This is a genomic window from Limimaricola hongkongensis DSM 17492 (assembly GCF_000600975.2).
Taxonomy (GTDB): Bacteria; Pseudomonadota; Alphaproteobacteria; order Rhodobacterales; family Rhodobacteraceae; genus Limimaricola; species Limimaricola hongkongensis.
On the sequence record NZ_KK088649.1, the window covers coordinates 477,475 to 496,998 of the forward strand.

17 protein-coding genes are annotated in these 19,524 nt (G+C 69.9%); 7 read left to right on the forward strand and 10 right to left on the reverse strand.

The features are described 5' to 3' along the window. Nucleotides 1–133: 133 nt before the first annotated feature. Complete coding sequence (locus tag LOKHON_RS16435; RefSeq protein ID WP_017927622.1) at nt 134–790, forward strand: hypothetical protein; 657 nt, start codon at nt 134–136, stop codon at nt 788–790. Between the two features lies 1 nt (nt 791). Here LOKHON_RS16435 and LOKHON_RS04350 read toward each other — a convergent pair whose 3' ends face one another. Beyond that, nucleotides 792–3,101 (reverse strand): transglycosylase domain-containing protein, encoded by a 2,310-nt coding sequence (locus LOKHON_RS04350; RefSeq protein WP_017927621.1) that lies wholly within the window; start codon nt 3,099–3,101, stop codon nt 792–794. 267 nt (nt 3,102–3,368) lie between these two features. On the opposite strand from LOKHON_RS04350, the gene LOKHON_RS04355 reads away from it, so the two are divergent. Then, nucleotides 3,369–3,707 carry a P-II family nitrogen regulator gene (locus tag LOKHON_RS04355; protein WP_017927620.1) on the forward strand — a complete coding sequence of 113 codons (339 nt, stop codon included), beginning with the start codon at nt 3,369–3,371 and terminating at the stop codon, nt 3,705–3,707. 28 nt (nt 3,708–3,735) lie between these two features. Continuing rightward, entirely contained in the window at nt 3,736–5,106 is a 1,371-nt protein-coding gene (locus LOKHON_RS04360; protein WP_017927619.1) for an ammonium transporter, read from the forward strand. 69 nt (nt 5,107–5,175) lie between these two features. Here LOKHON_RS04360 and LOKHON_RS04365 read toward each other — a convergent pair whose 3' ends face one another. The 7 genes from LOKHON_RS04365 to dapA all read right to left on the reverse strand — a co-directional run bounded on the left by LOKHON_RS04365 (nt 5,176) and on the right by dapA (nt 11,415). After that, nucleotides 5,176–6,279, reverse strand: coding sequence for a DUF3618 domain-containing protein (locus tag LOKHON_RS04365; RefSeq protein WP_017927618.1), 1,104 nt, complete (start codon nt 6,277–6,279; stop codon nt 5,176–5,178). Further along, complete coding sequence (locus LOKHON_RS04370) at nt 6,272–6,709, reverse strand: phage holin family protein (RefSeq protein ID WP_017927617.1); 438 nt, start codon at nt 6,707–6,709, stop codon at nt 6,272–6,274. Before LOKHON_RS04370 ends, LOKHON_RS04365 begins: the two co-directional genes overlap by 8 nt. Then, complete coding sequence (locus tag LOKHON_RS16330; RefSeq protein WP_017927616.1) at nt 6,706–7,482, reverse strand: hypothetical protein; 777 nt, start codon at nt 7,480–7,482, stop codon at nt 6,706–6,708. The genes LOKHON_RS04370 and LOKHON_RS16330 overlap by 4 nt, the downstream gene beginning before the upstream one ends. A 209-nt stretch (nt 7,483–7,691) precedes the next feature. Then, nucleotides 7,692–8,876, reverse strand: a complete 1,185-nt coding sequence (locus LOKHON_RS04380) for an amino acid aminotransferase (RefSeq protein WP_017927615.1) — start codon at nt 8,874–8,876, stop codon at nt 7,692–7,694. 2 nt (nt 8,877–8,878) lie between these two features. Next, complete coding sequence (gene sseA, locus LOKHON_RS04385; RefSeq protein ID WP_017927614.1) at nt 8,879–9,778, reverse strand: 3-mercaptopyruvate sulfurtransferase; 900 nt, start codon at nt 9,776–9,778, stop codon at nt 8,879–8,881. Nucleotides 9,779–9,842: 64 nt separating this feature from the next. Then, nucleotides 9,843–10,319, reverse strand: coding sequence for an SsrA-binding protein SmpB (smpB, locus tag LOKHON_RS04390; RefSeq protein WP_017927613.1), 477 nt, complete (start codon nt 10,317–10,319; stop codon nt 9,843–9,845). A 220-nt stretch (nt 10,320–10,539) separates the two neighbouring features. Next, nucleotides 10,540–11,415, reverse strand: coding sequence for a 4-hydroxy-tetrahydrodipicolinate synthase (gene dapA / locus LOKHON_RS04395; RefSeq protein ID WP_017927612.1), 876 nt, complete (start codon nt 11,413–11,415; stop codon nt 10,540–10,542). A 148-nt stretch (nt 11,416–11,563) separates the two neighbouring features. Between dapA and LOKHON_RS04400 the strand changes: the two genes are divergently transcribed. Beyond that, nucleotides 11,564–13,675 (forward strand): lytic transglycosylase domain-containing protein, encoded by a 2,112-nt coding sequence (locus LOKHON_RS04400; RefSeq protein ID WP_017927611.1) that lies wholly within the window; start codon nt 11,564–11,566, stop codon nt 13,673–13,675. A 16-nt stretch (nt 13,676–13,691) separates the two neighbouring features. Here the strand turns inward: LOKHON_RS04400 and LOKHON_RS04405 are convergent, their stop codons facing one another. Both LOKHON_RS04405 and mnmC2 read right to left on the reverse strand, forming a co-directional pair. Further along, the gene (locus tag LOKHON_RS04405; RefSeq protein ID WP_017927610.1) at nt 13,692–14,558 is read right to left on the reverse strand and encodes a DMT family transporter; all 867 of its coding nucleotides are present in this window, start codon (nt 14,556–14,558) and stop codon (nt 13,692–13,694) included. Next, on the reverse strand, nt 14,558–15,235 hold the full coding sequence (gene mnmC2 / locus LOKHON_RS04410; RefSeq protein WP_017927609.1) for a tRNA (5-methylaminomethyl-2-thiouridine)(34)-methyltransferase MnmC2: 678 nt from the start codon (nt 15,233–15,235) through the stop codon (nt 14,558–14,560). Before mnmC2 ends, LOKHON_RS04405 begins: the two co-directional genes overlap by 1 nt. 48 nt (nt 15,236–15,283) lie before the next feature. On the opposite strand from mnmC2, the gene LOKHON_RS04415 reads away from it, so the two are divergent. From LOKHON_RS04415 to LOKHON_RS04425, 3 genes are all read left to right on the forward strand, one after another. Next, nucleotides 15,284–16,330, forward strand: a complete 1,047-nt coding sequence (locus tag LOKHON_RS04415; protein ID WP_017927608.1) for an NAD(P)/FAD-dependent oxidoreductase — start codon at nt 15,284–15,286, stop codon at nt 16,328–16,330. Between the two features lie 88 nt (nt 16,331–16,418). Then, nucleotides 16,419–18,068: a thiamine pyrophosphate-binding protein gene (locus LOKHON_RS04420; protein ID WP_026147369.1), complete on the forward strand. Its 1,650-nt coding sequence runs from the start codon at nt 16,419–16,421 to the stop codon at nt 18,066–18,068. 77 nt (nt 18,069–18,145) lie between these two features. Next, a complete protein-coding gene (locus LOKHON_RS04425; RefSeq protein ID WP_017927606.1) occupies nt 18,146–19,522 on the forward strand; it encodes an HWE histidine kinase domain-containing protein in 1,377 nt (458 codons plus the stop codon). Nucleotides 19,523–19,524: the final 2 nt, after the last annotated feature.

Consider the following 19,524-nt stretch of genomic DNA (forward strand, 5'->3'; position numbering starts at 1 on the left):
CACCCTCCGTTCCTCTTGAATAAAGCAATCCGCGCAATCTGGGTAGCAGCTTGCATGGCGCCGCCGGGTGAATCCGGGGAGGCATCTGGACCGGCGGCGTGGCGCTGCTAGCTTGAAGGTCATGATGTCTGGAATGTCGTTCATAACCAACCGGCTCACCCTGGCGGTCGCGACGGGGGCGCTGTCCGCCGGGGCGGCCATGGCCACGCCTTACGACGGCACCTACCGGCCCAGCGCGGACAGCGACTGCAGCCGGGTCGGGGTCGAGGGCGGGGCGCTTCGGATCGAGGACGGGCTGTTCGAGGGAATCGCAAGCGAATGCCGGATGACCCGGCCGGTCGACGTGGTCGACATGGACGCCACGCTCTACACGATGGAATGCAGCGCCGGGGAAACCCGCTGGACCGAGCGGGCGCTGCTGATGCAGGCGGCCGGCGATGACGGGCTGATCATGCTGTGGAACGGCTATGCCTTCCGCTACGCGCGCTGTTCGGCCGAGGCCATCGCAGGCGAGACGCCGCCAGCCAACCAGAGCGACGCGGCCGCGCCGGACGACGAACCCGCGCCGGTGGCCGGACCGCCGCCGCGCGTGCTGCTGCCGCGCATCCTGCTGCCCGGGGATGCCGGCCCGGCGGTTGAGATCGGGGACGATCCTGCCCCGATGCCGGAGGAGGAGCCCCCCGGGGCGGACGCGCCGAAAGAGAGGCCAGAGGACGACACGCCCGAGGATGCGCCCGACGCCAGCGCCGGCACCTCGGCCCGCGCCTCCGGCGCGGGCGGGGCGGGCTAGCTCAGTTCGTCGCCGCGCCGAGGATGTTGTTCAGCACGTCGAGAATCATCCGCTCGGGCTCGGGCTGCCGCTGAGGTTGCGGCTGTTGCTGCGCCGAGGGCTGCGGCTGGGATTCGGGGGTACCGAGCATTTCGCGCAGCAGCCGGTCGGTTTCGGGGTCGCTGGCCTGGCCGCCGGAAGGCGACACCTCGCCGGCGGCGATCGCGCCGGGCGCCTGCGGTTCGGGCACCCGCATCGGCAGCGGTTTCACCTGTTGGCCGTCGAGCACGCCCACCATCGTTTCGCGCCAGATCGTGGCGGGCAACCCGCCGCCGGTGACGCCGGTGAGCGGGCGGTTGTCGTCGTACCCCATCCAGACACCGGCCACGTAGTCGCCCGCGAAGCCGACGAACCACGCGTCGCGCGCGCCCTGGGTCGTGCCGGTCTTGCCCGCCACCTCCCAGCCGTCGATCTGCGCCCGCCCGCCGGTGCCGCCGGCCACGACGCGGCTCATCATGTAGGTGAGTTCCTCGGCGGCCTGCTGCGAGATCACCCGCTCGCCGATGCCACCGCCGGTGCCCATCAGCGGCGTGTCATCGCCCTTGAGCCGCAGCTCCATCAGCCCGTAGGGCGTCACCGACGAGCCGCCATTGAGGATGCCGGCATAAGCGCCGGTCATCTCGAGCAGCGTGCTTTCGGACACGCCCAGCGCCAGCGCCGGCCCGGCGGCGAGGTCGCTGTCGATGCCGAACATCGAGGCCACGGTGCGCACGTTCTCGCGGCCCACCTGTTCGGACACCCGCACCGCGGGGATGTTGCGGCTCTGGGCCAGCGCTTCGGTCAGGGTCACCATCCCGGCGTATTTGCGGTCGTAATTCTCGGGCGACCACGGCCCCGAGCCGGGGATGTTCATGGTCAGCGGGCTGTCCTCGACGATGTCGAAGGGCTGCATCCCGAGATCGAGCGCGGCGGCATAGATGAATGGCTTGAAGGCCGATCCGGTCTGGCGCAGCGCCTGGGTGGCGCGGTTGAAGGCGCCCGAGGCCGAGACGTTGCGCCCGCCGACCATGGCGCGCACCGCGCCGTCGGCGCTCATCACCACGATCGCGGCCTGCGCCTCGGAGCCGGGGCTGACCCGCTCCTTGAACACCCGCAAGAGCGCGGTTTCGGCGGCGGTCTGGATGCGCGGGTCGAGCGTGGTGCGGATCACCACGTCCTCGGTGGTGTCGCGGGTGAAGAATTCCGGCCCGGTATCCATCACCCAGTCGGCGAAATAGCCGCCCTGATCCTGCTGCGCGGTGGCCGACAGCGTGGCGGGGGCGGCGCGGGCCGCCTCGGCCTGCGCGGCGGTGAGATAGCCCTGCTCCTCCATCAGCCCGACGATGACGCGCGCCCGGTCCTGGCTGCGCCCGAGATTGTTGGTCGGCGCATAGGTGGTCGGCGCCTTCAGAAGCCCCGCCAGCATCGCCGCCTCGGCCGGGTCCACCTGTGCCGCGGGCTTGCCGAAATAGCGCTGCGACGCGGCCTCGAAGCCGCGCGTGCCGGCGCCGAGATAGGCGCGGTTGAGGTAGATCGTCAGGATCTCGTCCTTGGAATAGCGCGCCTCCATCGCCATCGCGTAGGTCGCTTCCTGCACCTTGCGCCACAGCGTGGTGCGGCGGCAGTCGGCCTCGTATTCGGTCTCGTTCTTCCAGACCTCCGGGTCGAACGGCTTGCCAAGGCACAGAAGCTTGGCGGTCTGCTGGGTGATGGTCGAGCCGCCATTGCCCGACAAGGGCCCGCGCCCCTCGGAGATGTTGATGCGCATGGCCGAGGCGATGCCCTGCGGATCGACGCCCGGATGCCACCAGAAGCGCCGGTCCTCGGTGGCGACCACCGCGTTGCGCAGATGCGGGCTGATCGTATCGGCCGTGACCATGCCGCCGAACTGGTCGCCGCGCCATGCGAAGGTGGCGCCGTCGCGGTCCAGAAGCGTCACCGAGCCCCGCGCACGCCCGTCGACGAGATCGGTCACATCGGGCAGCTGCGCGGCATAATAGGCGACGCCGAGCCCGGTCACGAGCCCCAGCGCCACGGCGACACGCCAGCCCACGCCCCAGACCAGGCGCAGCACGAAGCGCAGCACACCGCGCACCAGCGCCGCGGCGACACCCAGCGGGCCGCGGGGCGTGCGCTCTGCCGCGCGGGGCGCCGCGCGGCGCGTCCGCGTCGTTTTCTTCCCGGCCGGTTTCGCCGGGCCCTTGCCGCCGCCGCCCTTGCCGCCCTGTCCGGGGGCCGCGCCGTAACGCCGCTCCGCGGTGAGGGGCGGTGTCCTGCCTTTGCTCGCGCTCATCTGCCGATGCCTGTCCGTTTGGATTGACGGCCACCATAGCTGCATCGCGGCGGAATGTTGAGCAGCCGGGTTTTGTCCTGTCGGCTTTTTTATGCCGCCCATGAATCGGGCAGTTCCATGGCAAAGTGCAAAGATTGTGCATCTCGCCCGGTCCGGGGCGGGTTCGGGGTCGCGCCCCGCTTGCCTGTGGGGCAGGAACGGGCGTTTTTGAGGCAGCCACGGCCCGCAGCCGGGGCCGTGCCGAACCGACGCCACAAGGGGACCGACGTGAAACTCATCATCGCAACGATCAAGCCGTTCAAGCTTGAGGAGGTGCGCGAGGCGCTGACCTCCCAGGGCGTCCGCGGCATGATGGTGACCGAGATCAAGGGCTTCGGCTCGCAATCCGGTCATACGGAGATCTATCGTGGCGCCGAATACGCCGTGAATTTCGTGCCCAAGGTCAAGCTCGAGATCGTGGTGCCCGAAGCCATGGCCGAAACCGTGGTTTCGACCATCGCGCGGGCCGCGCGCACCGACAAGATCGGCGACGGCAAGATCTTCGTGCTCGATGTCGAAAGCGCCCTGCGGGTGCGCACCGGCGAAACCGACGACGACGCGCTCTGAGCGTTCCTCCGCAGGAGACCTGAACAAGATGACCCATTGGAAAACCCCGTTTCGCGGGCTGCTGCCGCTCGCCTGCCTGATGGCCGGACCGGCCTTCGCGCAGGAGGCGCCGCAGGCCGCCGACCCCGCGGCGGGAATCGCCGCCGCGACCGACACCGCCTTCATCCTCAACTCGCTGCTGTTCCTGATCGGCGGCTTTCTGGTGTTCTGGATGGCGGCCGGCTTCGCGATGCTCGAAGCCGGGCTGGTGCGCTCCAAGAACGTCGCCATGCAGTGCATGAAGAACGTCTCGCTCTTTTCCTTCGCGGGGATCATGTACTACCTGGTCGGCTACAATTTGATGTATCCGCTGGGCAGCTGGTCGATCGGCTCTGACGAGACCGGCGGCTATCTGGGCGCCTTCGGCGTCGCGGTGCTGGAGGCCGTGGGCATCGGCCGCGACGGGGCCGATGATTACGGCTATGCCGCGACCTCGGGCGATTTCTTCTTCCAGCTGATGTTCGCCGCGACCACCGCCTCGATCGTCTCGGGCACGCTGGCTGAGCGGATCAAGCTCTGGCCCTTCCTGATCTTCACCATCGTCCTGACCGGCCTGATCTACCCGATCCAGGCGAGCTGGAAGTGGGGCGGCGGATTTCTCGACAGCCAGTGGGGCTTTCTCGACTTCGCGGGCTCCACGGTGGTGCATTCGGTCGGCGGCTGGGCGGCGCTGGCGGGGGTGCTGGTGCTCGGCGCGCGCTCGGGCAAGTTCAAGGATGGCCGGGTGATCCCGATGCCCGGCTCGAACCTCGCGCTGGCCACGCTCGGCACCTTCATCCTGTGGATGGGCTGGTTCGGCTTCAACGGCGCGTCGCAGCTGGCGATGGGCACGGTGGGCGACGTGGCCGATATCGGCCGGATCTTCGCCAACACCAATGCCGCCGCCGCCGGTGGCGCGGTCGCCGCGCTGATCCTGACGCAGGTGCTCTACAAGAAGCCCGACATCACCATGGTGCTGAACGGCGCGCTGGCCGGTCTCGTCTCGATCACCGCCGAGCCGCTGACCCCCTCGCTCGGGGCCGCGACGCTGATCGGCGCGCTGGGCGGGGTGATCGTGGTCTTCGCGATCCCGATGCTCGACCGGATGAAGATCGACGACGTGGTCGGCGCCATTCCCGTGCACCTGTTCTGCGGCATCTGGGGCACCATCGCGGTGCTGTTCACCAACCCCGACGCCACCTTCGCGGGCCAGATCGTCCCGATCGTCATCGTCGGCGCCTTCACCTTCACGGTCAGCCTCGTGGTCTGGATGACGCTCAAGGCGGTGATGGGCATCCGGGTCGACGAAGAGGTCGAGATGGCGGGGCTCGACATGGCCGAGCTGGGCATGGAGGCCTATCCCGACTTCACCCCGAGCTGACGGGCGAAGCAGGAACATGGAAAAGGCGCCCCTCGGGGCGCCTTTTCTCGTTTGTCGAAGAGGCGGCGATCAGTGGCCGCCCGCCTTCTGCTTGGCCTTTTCGGCCTCGGCCTGCGCCGTGGCGCCGACATCCTTCTTCTCGGCTTCGGATTTCGCGGTGTCGGCGACGTGGTTGGCGGCCTCGCGAGCGCGGCCCTGCACGTCGGCGGCGGCGTCCTTGAGATCGTCCTGCACGGTCCGGGCAAGACCTTCGGCCTGCTCACGGGCGTCCTCGGCGGTGGCGCGGGCCACGTCGGTCAGCCGGGCGCGCTCCTCCTCGTAGACATGCCACGCCTCGTCCATCAGGTCGTCGCGATAGGCGCCGAACGCCTCGTCCTCGCGCTGGGTGCGCGGCAGCATCGCGGCCACGGCGGCACCGGCGGCCATCGCCAGCAGGCCACCCAGGAGCGGCTGCTGCTCGTAGAGACCCTTGGCGCTGTCGCGGCCCTGGCGGGCGTAGTACTCGGCCTTCACCTGCGCTTCGTAGGCGCGGGTGCGGGCGGCGATGACGCGCTTCTTGCCCTCTTCGGACATGCCATGCGTGCCGTCGGCGATCCGGTCGCGCAGGCTGCGGGCCGAGGCGCCGGCCGCAACGCCGCGGGCGCGGGCCCGGTCACGGTATTCGCCGAACTTGCCGCGTGCGCCGCCGACCTTGCCGCGCAGGCGGTCCTTCAGGGCGCCGCCGCGCGACCGCGTCTCGTTCCACGGCGAATCGCCGTGATCCTCGGGCGTGGCGTGGACCGGGCCGCGCGGCTCGTCCATCTTGTCGGTGCCGTATTTGCGCGACAGGTACGGATCGGCGCCGAGACGGCCCGAGCGGGCATAGTCGCGCTGGTCGCGGTAATCGACCTCGCCAGCATAGCGCGCATCGTCGTCGCGGCCGCGGGCATTGGACACGGCGAGCCAGGCGAGACCCGCGCCGACCAGCGCGATCGGCACCGGGTTGCGCTGCACCGTGGTGGAGATGGTGCGGCCGATATCGGAGGCGTTGTCGGTGACGCCGTCGGTCACGGAGCGCATGATTCCGTCGAGCGACAGGCGCTCCTGCAGGTCGTCGATCGTGCGCTGGAGGTCGGAGCGTTCGGTCTCGATCTCGCGTTCGATCTCTTCGGGGGTGCGGGTCTGGTCAGTCATTGATGGCTCCTTTGACGGCAGCGGCGTCCTTGCGGAGGCTCTCGGCGCTGCGCTTGGGTGCATTGGTCACGGCTTTGACGCGGTTGAGGCCGACTTTCACGAGGATCGCGGCAATCACGAGGATCACCACGCCGACGATCAGGGCCGACAGGCCGGCCCCGAGGCCGGTTTCCGCGAGCCATGCGACGAAGGCGGCGGCGAGCACGTCGAGCGCGGTCAGGCTCAGGATCACCGCGCCGACGATGAGGCCGATGCCCATCCCGGCGCGGTTCGCGGCGCGCGACATCTCGGCGCGGGCGAGATCGACTTCCTTGCGCACGAGACCGCTCACATGGTTGAGCGCCTCGGACAGCAGCGATGCGGTGCTCCTGCTGTCGGCCCGGGCGCCCGCGCCGGGCGCGGGGTCATGATGCGGGTCGGTTTGGGTCATTTTTTCACCGCCCCCGTGGTGCCGGGCTGCGGCGCGCCGGGGATCTCGGGCTTCTCATCGGGCTTGTCGATGCCGCCGACATGATCGGTCTTGCCGCCCGTGGTCGTGGTGGTGGTCGTGGCCGCGGTCGTGCCCGCGGTGCCGGTGGCGGCCCCGGCCGTCGCCGGACGCGCGGCGGGCTGTGTCGTGGTGGTCGGCGCGGGCCGCGGCGCGGCGCTGGTCACCGGCTCGGAGGTCGGGACCGGGCGCGACACGCGGTCATCCTCGTCATAGTCGTTGGGCGTCACGTCGGGGGCGGTGCGGCCGCCCCGGCCATAGCCGCCGGCGCTGCCGATGCGGGGGGCGTCATGCCGGGCCGACGCCTTCATGAAGCGCGCCGCCACGAAGCCCAGAAGCGCCGCGCCGCCGAGAAAGGCCGCCGAGTTGCGGCGGGCGAAATCGTTGACGGCATAGGCCATCTCGTCGATCTCCATCTCGCGCATGCCATCGGCGGTATCGGCGACGGTATCGGCGAGCTTGGCGAAGACACGCTCCTGCGGCGAGCCGTCATGCAGGTCGTCGGCGGCCTTGCGCAGGGCGTCGGCGATCTTCGAGGTCTCGCTCGCGGCCTCGTCCTTGTAGCCGCGCCCGTATTCATAGGCGCGATCGCGGGCTTCGCTCGCCATGTCGCGGGCCCGGTCGCGGGCGGTTTCGGCAAACTCGGCGGCGCCGCTCTTGGCGTCGGCGGCCGCGCGCTTTGCTTTCTCGTCCATCGTCTCGCCAGTGCTGGCCATGTCGACCTCCTTGGGTTGCGGTGCCGGGCCACCGGACGCGGGGTGCGTCGGGCCCGTTTCGCAGCCAAAACCACCAAGGCGGAGCAAAAGTTTCGCCCGATCGGGCGCAGTGGCGGGGATTCCGAGAAAAACGTCGAAATCGGCGCGAAAAATGCGAAACGCCGCCCGAAGCGGGCGGCGTTCTGTACGATAGGGAACGGATTGTGGCGTCAGACGCCGGCGTCGACGATCGCTTGTGCCAGCACCGGGATGGTGCGGTCGTTGAGCCCGGCGATGTTCATGCGGCTGTCGCCGACCATGTAGATGCCGTTGTCGTCGCGCAGCTTGGCCACCTGCTCGGGCGTGGCGCCGAGCCGCGAGAACATGCCGCGATGCTGGGCGAGGAAATCGAAGCGGTCCGAGTTCGACAGCCGCTTGAGCTCGGCGGCGAGCGCCTCGCGCAGCCGCAGCATGCCGGTGCGCACCTCTTCCAGCTCGGCCTGCCAGTCGGCGCGCAGTTCGGCATCGGTGAGGATGGTGGTGACCACCCGCGCGCCGTGATCGGGCGGGAAGGAATAGTTCTGGCGGTTCAGATAGGCCAGCGTGCCCTGCGCCTTCTGGGTCTGCGGCACGTCGCGGCCGATCGCCATCAGGATGCCGGTGCGCTCGCGGTAGATGCCGAAATTCTTCGAGCAGCTCGCGGCGATGATCACCTCGTCGAGCGCGCCCGCGATCAGCCGTGTCGCGGCGGCGTCGGCGTCGAGCCCGTCGCCGAAGCCCTGATAGGCGAGGTCGATCATCGGCACGAGATGGCGCGCCTTGAGCGTGGCGACGATCTCGTCCCACTGCTCGGGGCTGGGGTTGGCGCCGGTCGGGTTGTGGCAGCAGCCATGCAGCAGCACCACGTCGCCGGGCTGCGCCTCGGCCAGATCGGCCATCATCCCGGCCATGTCGACCGAGCGCGTCTCGCTGTCGAAATAGCGGTAGCTGCGGGTTTTCGCGTCGAGATGCTTGAGGATCGACAGGTGGTTCGGCCAGGTCGGGTCCGACACCCAGATCGTCGCCTCGGGCGAGGCCATGCCGATCATCTCGAAGGCCTGCCGCACGGCACCGGTGCCGCCGGGCGTCGCCACGGCGGCGACCCGGTCGCGCGGCAGCGTGTCGGCCAGCACCAGGTCGATCATCGCGTCGGCAAACCCCGGATCGCCGGCGAGCGCGGTGTAGCTCTTGGTGGTCTGGGACTCGAGCAGGCGGGCTTCGGCGGCCTTGACCGCGCGCATGATCGGGGTGTTGCCATCGGCGTCCTTGTAGACGCCGACGCCGAGATCGATCTTCTGCTCACGCGGATCGGCCTTGTAGGCGCTCATCAGCGCCAGGATCTTGTCGGCGGGCTGGTCTGTCAGGTGCTCGAACATGTCTATCCTTCGGGATTGTCTTTGGCGGGTCCGGGGGTCGGCGCGGGGCCGGTTTCCACCGGCAGGTCGGGGAACATGCCCCATTCGGACCACGAGCCGTCATAGAGCAGGTGGTCGGATGTCCCGAGGCGTTCGAGCGCGAGCGACAGCACCGCCGCCGTCACGCCGGAACCGCAGCTGGTGATGACGGGACGGTCGAGATCGACGCCCGCCGCCGCGAAGGCGGCGCGAAGACCGGCCTCGTCCAGCATCGTGCCGTCGGGGCGCAGCAGGTCTCGGAAGAACAGGTTGCGCGCGCCGGGGATATGCCCCGAGCGCAGCCCGGCGCGCGGCTCGGGCGCGCCGCCTTCGAAACGGGCGGGGGCGCGGGCGTCGACGATGACATGGCTGCCGAGCTTGACGGCACGGGCCACCTCGGTGGCATCCACCACCATGTCGCGGCGCGGGCTCACCGTCAGGTGCCGGTCGCGCAGCACCGTCGCCTCGGCGGTGAGCGGGCGGCCCTCGGCGCGCCATTTCGGCAGGCCGCCATCGAGCACGGCGACATCGTCCTTGCCCATCAGCTTGAACAGCCAGCGCACCCGCGCGGCGGAAAAGATCCCCGCGCCGTCATAGACCACGACCCGGTGCCCGTCGCCGACGCCCATGGCGCGCAGCTTGGAGACGAATTTCTCGGGCGGCGGCGCCATGTGAGGCAGGCCGCTGCGGTGGTCCGAGATTTCGTCGATGTCGAAGAATCGGGCGCCGGGGATATGCGCGGTCTCGTATTCGGCCCGCCCGTCGCGCCCGGTGTCCGGCAGATACCACGAGGCATCGAGAATCCGCAGGTCGGGGTCCTTCAGCCGCTCGGCCAGCCAGCGGGTGGAGACGAGCGTGCGGGGATCGTCGGCGGTCTCGGGCATGCATGACCTCGGGTCGGTTCCGTCGGGCGAGGAGTAGACCCGCCGCCCGCCGGGCGCAAGCCGCCTAGACGCTGGAGCGCAGCAGCCGCTGTTTCTGGCGGCCCCAGTCGCGCTTGGCCTCGGTGGCGCGCTTGTCGTGGTTCTTCTTGCCCTTGCCGGTGGCGATCTTGAGCTTCACCAGCCCGCGGTCGTTGAAATACATCACCAGCGGCACGATGGTCATGCCCTCGCGCTGGGTGGCGTTCCACAGCCGGACGATTTCCTTCTGCTTGACCAGAAGCTTGCGCTTGCGCCGTTCCTCGTGGCCGAAGGTGCGGCCCGCGTCATAGGGCGCGATATAGGCATTGGTGAGCCACAGCTCGCCATCCTCGACAGAGGCATAGCTCTCGGCGATGTTGGACTGCCCGGTGCGCAGGCTTTTCACCTCCGACCCCATCAGGATGATCCCGCATTCGAGATCGTCCTCGATGGCATAATCGTAGCGCGCCCGCCGGTTCTCGGCGATCACCTTGTAGTTCTTGTTCTGCTCTTTCTTGGCCATGCGCCCGATCTAGGGATGCGGGCCGCGCAAGTCCAGCGCGCCGCCCGTCCTTTCGGCATTTCGTCGAAGAGGCCGAGCGCGCCATCGCCGCCGCGGCGCGCGGCATTCCAGGCTGCGCCATGCGTATTTGTGGAATGGTGAAACAGAGGCACGCCGCTCCCTTTCACCATTCTTCAAATACGCAGATCCCGCCGTCGCCCCGAAGCGCGGCGGGGCGGGGTCAGTGCCCGATCAGCCCCGCGTGGCGCAGCGCGTCCTTGATCGCGAGCCGCGTGCCTTCGAGCGGCGTGGTCAGCGGCGAGCGCACCTCGTCGCGGCATAGCCCCAGCACGCTCATCGCGTATTTCGCGCCCGCGACGCCCGGTTCGAGGAAGATCGCCTCGTGCAGCGGCATCAGCCGGTCCAGCAAGTCGAGCGCCACGTCGTAGCGCCCCTTGAGCGTCGCTGCCTGGAACTCGGCGCACAGCTTGGGCGCGACATTGGCGGTGACCGAAATGCAGCCCCGCCCGCCATGGGCGTTGAACCCGAGCGCGGTCGCGTCCTCGCCCGAAAGCTGCAGGAAATCGGCGCCGCAATGGATGCGCTGCTTGGGCACGCGGGAGAGGTCGCCGGTCGCGTCCTTCACGCCGACGATCATCGGGTGGCGTGCCAGCTCGCCCATGGTCTGCGGGCTCATGTCGACGACCGAGCGGCCGGGGATGTTGTAGATCACGATCGGCAGGCCGCATTCGGCGGTGGCCATGAAATGCGCGATCAGGCCGCGCTGGGTCGGCTTGTTGTAATAGGGCGTCACCACCAGCGCGGCATCGGCGCCGGCAGCCTTCGCCGCCTCGACCAGCCGCACCGCCTCGATCGTGTTGTTCGAGCCCGCGCCGGCGATCACCGGAATGCGCCCGCGGGCGGTCTTCACCACGGTCTCGACGACGAGATCGTGCTCTTCGTGGGTGAGCGTCGGGCTTTCGCCGGTGGTGCCGACCGGCACGAGCCCCTCGCTGCCCTGCTCGATGTGCCATTCGACCAGTTTTTTCAGCGTCACGAGGTCCACCTGGCCATCTGCGAAGGGGGTGACGAGGGCCGGGAGAGATCCCTTGAACATGTGAAGCGTCCTGAGTCCGTGGGGTGAAAATCGGGCGGACCCTAGACCTCTTTCCCCGGCTTGCCAAGTTTGTGAGTTGCGCCTTAACCATGTACTTCTAGGTTGGCGGTTCATGCCGAGAGTCACCGAAATCCCGGAGCAGCCACGCATGACGACATCGACCCGATTCTCCACCGCCCTCGCGGCCGTGCTGGCGCTGGGCCTGCCCGCATTGCCTGCCAAGGCCGGGATCGAGCAGGCGCTCGATGCCGCGGCACGCCAGGACTGGGCCGAGGCGCGGGCGCTGGCCGCGCCCCTGGGCGCCGTGGCGCTCGACCTCGTCGCTTGGGAAAAGCTGCAGGCCGGCGATGGCGACTGGCAGGAATACGTCGCCTTCGTCGCCGCCCATTCCGACTGGCCGCGGCTCGACCGGGTGCGCGCCGAGGGCGAGCGCGACATGCCCAAGGGGCTGCCGCCCGAACAGGTGATGGCGTGGTTCGGCGACACCACCCCCGAAACCGGCGAAGGCGCGGTGCGGCTGGCCGAGGCGCTGATGGCGCAGGGCCGGGTCGATGCCGCCCGCGAGATGCTGGTCGACAGCTGGCTGACGCTGGGCCTCGACGGCACCGGTCACGCGGCGATGGTCGATGCTTTCGGCGACATCCTCGCGCCGCATCACGCGGCGCGGGTCGACGCGATGCTCTGGCGCTGGCGCATCACCGATGCGCAGCGGCTGTTCGACACGCTATCGGCCGACGAACGCCGCGTGGCCGAGGCGCGCGTGGCGCTGATCCGCGACAACCGCGCGGCGCAGGCGCTGGGCCGCGTGCCCGATCGGCTGCGCGACACGCCCGGTCTCGCCAATGCGCGGTTCAACCGCTTTGCCGACAAGGGCGACTACACCGAGGCGCTTCAGATCATCGAGCGCCACACCGGCAGCGCGGAGAGCCTTGGCGAGCCGTTCCGCTGGGCATCGTGGCGCGCCTCTCTGGCACGCTGGCTGATGCGCGAGGGCGAGCCCGAGCGCGCCTACAAGCTCGCCAGCCGGCATTTCCTGACCGAGGGCAGCTTCTACGCCGATCTCGAATGGCTGTCGGGCTATCTGGCGCTGACCTATCTCGACGATCCGGCCCGCGCGCTGGCGCATTTCAAGAAGCTCGAAGGCGATGTCGAAAGCCCGATCTCGCTGGCCCGCGCCGGGTATTGGCAGGGCCGGGCGCGCGAGGCATCGGGCGCCTATGACCAGGCCGCGCTCGATTACGCGCGCGCGGCGCTGCACCAGACCGCGTTCTACGGGCTGCTCTCTGCCGAAAAGCTCGGCCTGTCGCTCGACCCCGCGCTCACCGGCCACGAGTCGGTGGCCGATTGGCGGCAGGGCGATTTCCTCAAGGATGACCGGACGCAGGCCGTGACCTATCTGCTCGACGCGGGCGAATACCGCGACGCGCTGCGCTTCGTGATCGAGCTGGGCCGCACGCTCGACCGCGAGGGGTTGGCGCAGCTCGGGCGGATGCTGATGGAGCGCGACGAGACGCATCTGGCGCTGACGCTCGGCAAGGCCGCGGCCTACAGGCAGATCGTGATCCCCGAGATCTACTTTCCGCTGCACGCGCTGGCCGAAACCGAGATGCCGGTCGCGCCGGAGCTGGCGATGTCGATCGCGCGCCGCGAGAGCGAGTTCAACATCGGCGTCGGCAGCCCGGTGGGCGCGCTGGGCCTGATGCAGCTGATGCCGGCCACCGCCGAGGAGGTGTCGGGCTGGCTCGGCCTGCCCTATAGCCGCGCCAAGCTGACCACCGACTGGCGCTACAACGCCAGGCTTGGTTCGCGCTATCTCCAGTATCTCGAAGAGACCTTTGGCCAGAGCCCGGTGATGATCTCGGCGGGCTACAACGCGGGCGCCTCGCGGCCGCGCACATGGATGGCCGAGCGCGGCGATCCGCGGATCGGGCAGGCGGATGTCGTCGACTGGATCGAGCACATCCCCTTTACCGAAACCCGCAACTACGTGATGCGGGTGAGCGAATCGATTCCGGTCTACCGCGCGCGGCTGACCGGGGAGACGGGGCCGGTGCGGTTTTCGGACCTTCTCGACGGCAGGCCGCCCTTCGTGCGCCCCCGGGCGCGCAGCGGCGAAACCGTTCTGGCCGAAACCGCGCCCGCCCCGGTGCCGCCCGCCGTGGACGTGACGCCCGAAGGCCGGGCCTCGTCGATGTCGCTGTCGATCCTCGCGCCGATGTCGATCGGCGGGATGCGCCCGCCGCAGCGTCCGGTCGACTGAACCCGGCGCGACCGGCCTAGGCGGGTCTGCGGTGGGACCGGATCAGCGTGAACACGCCCGCGCCCACCACGATCGCCGCCCCCAGCGCCACGTTGGGGGCGAGCGTTTCGCCGAACGCCAGAAGCCCGAGCGCCGCCGCGAAGGGCAGTTGCAGGTAGGCAAAGGGCTGCACCGCCCCGGCCTCGGCCACCTCGTAGGTCTTGATCAGCAGGAAATGCCCGCCCGCGCCCGAGACGCACAAAAGCGCCATGACGCCCCAGTCCCAGCCCTGCATCGGCTGCCAGTAGGGCAGGCCGATCGCGGTGGTCAGCACCGCGCCCGTCACGCCGGTCCAGAAAAAGCTGGTGGCGGCGGAATCGCGGCGCGCCGCAAAGCGCGTGAGCAGCCCGTAAAGCGCGAACATCATCGCCGCGGTCAGCGGGAACAGCGCGGCGGGCGCGAAGACGCCGAAGCCGGGCTGCAGGATCACCAGTACGCCGGCAAAGCCGATGCCGATGGCGGCCCAGCGCCGCCAGCCGACAGTCTCGCCCAGAACCGGTCCAGACAGCGCCGCGATCAGCAACGGGTAAGCCGCGAAGATCGCGTGGCTCTCGATCAGCCCCAGATGCACGAAACCGATCACCATCACGCAGATCTCGCCGGCCAGCAGCAGCCCGCGCGCCATCTGCAACAGCGGCTGGGTGGTGTGCGCCGCGGCACGGACCGACCCCTGCTGCCGCCGCGCGATGGCGATCACGAAAGCGGCGAAGAACCAGTAGCGGACCATCACCACCATGAAGACGTTGTACTCCGCCGCGAGATAGCGCGAGATGCCGTCCTGCATGGCGAAGACGAAGGTGGTGACGGTCATCAGAAGGATGCCGAGGCGGTTGTCGCTGCGCATCAGCCGGGCCTGCGGGCGATGGTCATGTGGCGCTTGCGGCCAAAGCCCGGCGCGCGCGCGACCTCGAGCCCCGCGGCGGCCAGCGCGCGGCGCACATGGCCCGCGGCGGTATAGCTCGCAGCCGTGCCGCCCGGCGCGGTATGCGCCGCGATCTCGGCCATCAGCGCATCGCCCCACAGCTCGGGGTTCTTGGCGGGCGCGAACCCGTCGAGAAACCACGCATCCGCGCGGCCTTCATGCGCGGGTAGGGTCTGCCGCGCATCGCCGATGACGATCTCGAGCGTCACCGCGCCGTCGAACACATGCGGACCCGGCCCCGCCCGCAGCGCCGCGACCAGCCGGGCCGCGCGCGGCGCGAGCACGGGAAAGGCGTCGAGCGCGCGGGCCGTGTCGGCGGCGGACATGGGAAAGGCCTCGAAGCTGGTAAAGCGCAGCGTGCCTTGCGCGCCGGCCATCTCCCATGCCTCCCACGCGGTCAGGAAATTGAGCCCGGTGCCGAAGCCCGTCTCCATGATCCGAAAATCGCCGCCGAACCGCTCGGGCAGGCCATTGCCCGCAAGAAACACGTGGCGCGTCTCCGCCAGCCCGTCCTGGATCGAGAAATAGGGATCGTCGAAGCGGGCCGAGACCGGCACGCGGTCGTCCCGCCAGTCGATTTGCGCGCGCTGGTCGTCCATCTGCCCATGCCTTAGGTTGCATGCTCGTGATGACGGGGACGAGGAACGATGGCAAGCGTGGATCTGACGGTGATGGGCGCGGGGGCCTGGGGGCTTGCGGTCGCGGTGGCCTGCGCGCGGCGCGGCGCGCATGTGCGGGTGATCGATCCCGCCGGTCCCGCCGCCGGGGCCTCCGGCGGCATCGTCGGCGCGCTGGCGCCGCATGTGCCCGAGCAGTGGAACGAAAAGAAGGCGTTCCAGCTCGAGGCGCTGCTCATGGCCGAAAGCTACTGGGCCGATATCGCCCGGCTGTCGGGCGAGGATCCGGGCTATGCGCGCACGGGGCGGCTGCAACCGCTCGCCGACGAGGCGGCGGTCGCGCGGGCCGAAGGCCGGGCGCAGGGCGCCGCCGATCTGTGGCAGGGCCGGGCCGAATGGCGGGTGATCGACGCGGAGGGCGGCGACTGGTCGCCCGACAGTCCGTCGGGGCGGCTGGTGCACGACACGCTCACCGCGCGGCTGCATCCGCGCCGCGCGACGCTGGCGCTGGCCCGCGCGCTGGAGGTGCTGGGCGGCGAAACCCTGCGCGACGGCCTGCCCGAGGGGCCGGTGGTCTGGGCCACCGGTGTCGCCGGGCTCGAAGAGATCTCGGCGCAGGCGGGCAGAACCGCCGGAACCGGCGTGAAGGGGCAGGCGGCGCTGCTGCGCCCGCGCGGCTTCGATCCCTCCGCCGCGCCGCAATTGTTCGTCGACGGGCTCCACGCGGTGCCGCATGCCGACGGCACGGTGGGCATCGGCTCCACCTCCGAGCGCGATTACGAGGATGGCGCGGCCACCGACGGTCAGCTCGATGCGCTGATCGACAAGGCGCGGGCGATCTGTCCGGCGCTGCGCGAGGCGGAGGTGATCGCGCGCTGGGCCGGGGTGCGGCCCCGCGCCAGAAGCCGGGCGCCGATGCTGGGCGCGCATCCGTTCCGCGAAAACGCGTGGATCGCCAATGGTGGGTTCAAGATCGGCTTCGGCCTCGCGCCGCTGGTGGGCGAGGTGATGGCCGACCTGGTGCTGGAGGGGCGCGACCGGGTGCCCGAAGGGTTTCGCCCCGACGCCAGCCTGTAGCCGCGCCCCTGCGCAGGCCCGTCTCCGGCGCGTCTTGCCCGCGGCGTCGCGGGCCGCCATGCTCGTCGCGGCAACAGGGGAGACGATGATGCGGCACGGCGGACGGATATTGGTGGACCAGCTGACGCGGCTCGGGGTCGAGCGGGTGTTCTCGGTGCCCGGCGAAAGCTTTCTCGCCGTGCTCGACGGGCTGCATGACAGCGCCATCGCCAACGTGGTCTGCCGCCACGAGGGCGGGGCCGCGATGATGGCCGAGGCGCATGGCAAGCTTTCGGGCCGACCCGGCGTGGCCTTCGTCACGCGCGGGCCGGGGGCGACGAATGCCTCCGCGGGGGTGCATGTGGCGCGGCAGGACAGCACGCCGATGGTGTTGTTCGTCGGCCAGATCGCGCGCGGCGACCGCGACCGCGAGGCGTTCCAGGAGGTGGATTACCGCGCCATGTTCGGCGGGCTCGCCAAATGGGTGGCCGAGATCGACGATGCCGCGCGCATCCCCGAATATGTCGGCCGCGCCTTCGAGGTCGCGATGTCGGGCCGCCCCGGCCCGGTGGTGCTGGCGCTGCCCGAGGACGTGCTGTCGGGGCTGGCCGAGGCGCCCGATCTCGCCCCCGCGCCCGAACGGCTCGTGCCCGACCTGACCGGCCCGGCGGCGCGGATCATGGCGCGGCTGGCGCGCGCCGAACGCCCTCTGGTGGTCGTGGGGGGGGCGCACTGGTCGGCAGAGGCCGCCGCCGATCTCGCCCGCTTTGCCCAAGCGCAGGGCCTCGCCGTCGCGGCGGGATTCCGACGGCAGGATTACATGGACAACCGGCACCCGAACTACGTGGGCGACCTGAATGTCGGCGTGAACCCCCGGCTCGCCGAGCGGGTGCGCGCCGCCGACGCGCTTCTGGTGATCGGATCGCGGCTCGGCGATATCGAGACGCAGGGATTTTCGCTGCTCGATCCGGCGGGGCATGACAAGACGCTCATCCACGTCCATGCCGATGCGGACGAGATCGGCCGGGTCTGGCGGCCCGAACTGGCGGCGGTGGCCGAGGCGCCCGCGATGATCGCGGCGCTGGCCGCGCAGCCCGCCTGCGGCGCCGACTGGTCCGGCTGGACCCATGCGGCGCGCGACGATTACGAAAGCTGGCTCGCCCCCCGCGAGACCCCCGGCGCGGTCAAGCTGGAGCGGGTCATAGGCTGGCTGTCGGACAACCTGCCCGAGGATGCGATCCTGACCAACGGGGCGGGCAATTACGCCGGCTGGCTGCACCGCTATTTCCGGTTCAAGGGGTTCCGCACGCAGCTTGCGCCCACCTCGGGCTCCATGGGCTACGGCTTTCCGGCGGCGATCTCGGCGGCGCTGGCGCATCCCGATCGCACGGTCGTCTGCCTCGCGGGGGATGGCTGTTTCCAGATGACGCTGAACGAGATGTCGACGGCCGCGCAGCACGGGGCCGCGCCGATCGTGATCGTGGTCAATAATGGCCACTACGGCACGATCCGCATGCATCAGGAAAAGCACTATCCGGGCCGGGTGTCGGGCACCGCGCTGGCCAATCCCGATTTCGCGGCGCTGGCGCGCGCCTATGGCGGCCATGGCGAGGTGGTCGAACGCGACGCCGCGTTCCCCGAGGCGTTTGCCCGCGCGAAAGCGAGCGGGCGGGTCGCGGTGATCGAGCTGCGGGTCGATCCGGCGGCGCTGTCGACCGGGCAGGTTCTGACGCAAGGCGAGGTACGAACCCGTACGTAAAGGGGGCGCGGCACGCGCAACTGTTCAAACCGGAGGGGCGAACCTGTAGCTCACCCCTAGGGACAACGGAAGTGCGAATGGAAGATCTGACGGAACTGGAACGCGGAGCGGAACATCTCAGGCTTGTGCTGGCCGTGGGAGAGATCGGTGTCTGGGATCTCGACACGGCGACCGGCAAGGCCTGGCGCAGCCTGCGTCACGACCAGATCTTCGGCTATGAGGCGCTGCTGCCGTCATGGAGCTACGAGGATTTCCTGCGCCACGTGGTGGATGAGGATCGCGCCGCCGTCGACGAGGCCTATGGCGCGGCGCTGGCGGCCAAGCAGGGCTGGTCCTTCGAATGCCGCATCCTGCGCGCCGATGGCAAGCTGCGCTGGATCGCGGCGACGGGGCGCTTCATGACCGATTCCGACACCGGCCATGCCCGGATCATCGGCCATGTCATGGACATCACCGACCGCAAGGAGGCCGAGGACCGGCTGCGGCTTCTCACCTCAGAGTTGAATCACCGCACCCGCAACATGCTGTCGGTGCTGCAGGGCATGGTGCGCATGTCGGCGCGCCGCGCGGACAGCGTCGCCGATCTGGAGCGCAGCCTGCTGGGCCGGATGGAGGCGCTGTCGCGCAGCCACGCGCTGACCGTGCAGCTTTCCGAAAGTGCGCTGAGGGTCTGGGACGTGGTCGACAGCGCCGTCTCGCCCTTTGCGCCGGACCCCGAACGTTTCGTCGTCACCGGTGCGACGGGGGCGACGCTGGAGCCCAAGATCGCCGAAAGCCTGTCGCTGGCGCTCTACGAGCTGACCACCAATGCCATCAAGTACGGCGCGCTGAGCAACGAGCAGGGCCGGGTGTCGGTCGAGGTGAGCCGCCTCGCGCCGGGCCGGGCGCAGGTGGTCTGGCGCGAAAGCGGCGGGCCGCGGGTCGCGCCGCCCGAACGGTCGGGCTTTGGCTCGACGCTGCTGCGGTCGATCCTGCGCGCCGATGAGGGCGATGTGCGGATCGATTACGCCGAGACCGGCGTGACCTGCATCATCGAGCTGCCGGTGGGCCATGACGTCGCCGAAAGCGCGCGCGCCACCCGCGGCGAGGCGCGGCTCGAAGGGCGGCGCGTGATGGTGGTCGAGGACGAATTCCTGATCGCGATCTCTCTGGAAATGGCGCTGGGCGAACAGGGGGCGCTGGTCGAGGGCCCCTATACCAAGCTCGCCGAGGCGCGGCAGGCGGTGTCGACCCGGCCCGATGCCGCCGTGCTCGACGTGCGGCTCGGCACCGAATCGAGCCTGCCCCTGGCGCGCGATCTCACGGCGCTTGGCGTGCCGTTGCTGTTCGTTACCGGCAATGTCGATGGCGAGAAGCTCAAGCAGGAGTTCCCCGACAGCGAGGTGCTGTCCAAGCCGGTGAGCGAAGACCGCGTGGTGGCCGAGCTGAAGCGGCTGATCGAACGGCGCGGCTGACG

Bases quoted from the DNA above. Each gene is read 5' to 3' on its own strand.
- LOKHON_RS16435 (WP_017927622.1), top strand. From the start codon at position 134: ATGTCGTTCATAACCAACCGGCTCACCCTGGCGGTCGCGACGGGGGCG.
- LOKHON_RS04350 (WP_017927621.1), bottom strand. From the start codon at position 3,101: ATGAGCGCGAGCAAAGGCAGGACACCGCCCCTCACCGCGGAGCGGCGT.
- LOKHON_RS04360 (WP_017927619.1), top strand. From the start codon at position 3,736: ATGACCCATTGGAAAACCCCGTTTCGCGGGCTGCTGCCGCTCGCCTGC.
- LOKHON_RS04365 (WP_017927618.1), bottom strand. From the start codon at position 6,279: ATGACTGACCAGACCCGCACCCCCGAAGAGATCGAACGCGAGATCGAG.
- LOKHON_RS04370 (WP_017927617.1), bottom strand. From the start codon at position 6,709: ATGACCCAAACCGACCCGCATCATGACCCCGCGCCCGGCGCGGGCGCC.
- LOKHON_RS16330 (WP_017927616.1), bottom strand. From the start codon at position 7,482: ATGGCCAGCACTGGCGAGACGATGGACGAGAAAGCAAAGCGCGCGGCC.
- LOKHON_RS04380 (WP_017927615.1), bottom strand. From the start codon at position 8,876: ATGTTCGAGCACCTGACAGACCAGCCCGCCGACAAGATCCTGGCGCTG.
- sseA (WP_017927614.1), bottom strand. From the start codon at position 9,778: ATGCCCGAGACCGCCGACGATCCCCGCACGCTCGTCTCCACCCGCTGG.
- smpB (WP_017927613.1), bottom strand. From the start codon at position 10,319: ATGGCCAAGAAAGAGCAGAACAAGAACTACAAGGTGATCGCCGAGAAC.
- dapA (WP_017927612.1), bottom strand. From the start codon at position 11,415: ATGTTCAAGGGATCTCTCCCGGCCCTCGTCACCCCCTTCGCAGATGGC.
- LOKHON_RS04400 (WP_017927611.1), top strand. From the start codon at position 11,564: ATGACGACATCGACCCGATTCTCCACCGCCCTCGCGGCCGTGCTGGCG.
- LOKHON_RS04405 (WP_017927610.1), bottom strand. From the start codon at position 14,558: ATGCGCAGCGACAACCGCCTCGGCATCCTTCTGATGACCGTCACCACC.
- mnmC2 (WP_017927609.1), bottom strand. From the start codon at position 15,235: ATGGACGACCAGCGCGCGCAAATCGACTGGCGGGACGACCGCGTGCCG.
- LOKHON_RS04415 (WP_017927608.1), top strand. From the start codon at position 15,284: ATGGCAAGCGTGGATCTGACGGTGATGGGCGCGGGGGCCTGGGGGCTT.
- LOKHON_RS04420 (WP_026147369.1), top strand. From the start codon at position 16,419: ATGCGGCACGGCGGACGGATATTGGTGGACCAGCTGACGCGGCTCGGG.
- LOKHON_RS04425 (WP_017927606.1), top strand. From the start codon at position 18,146: ATGGAAGATCTGACGGAACTGGAACGCGGAGCGGAACATCTCAGGCTT.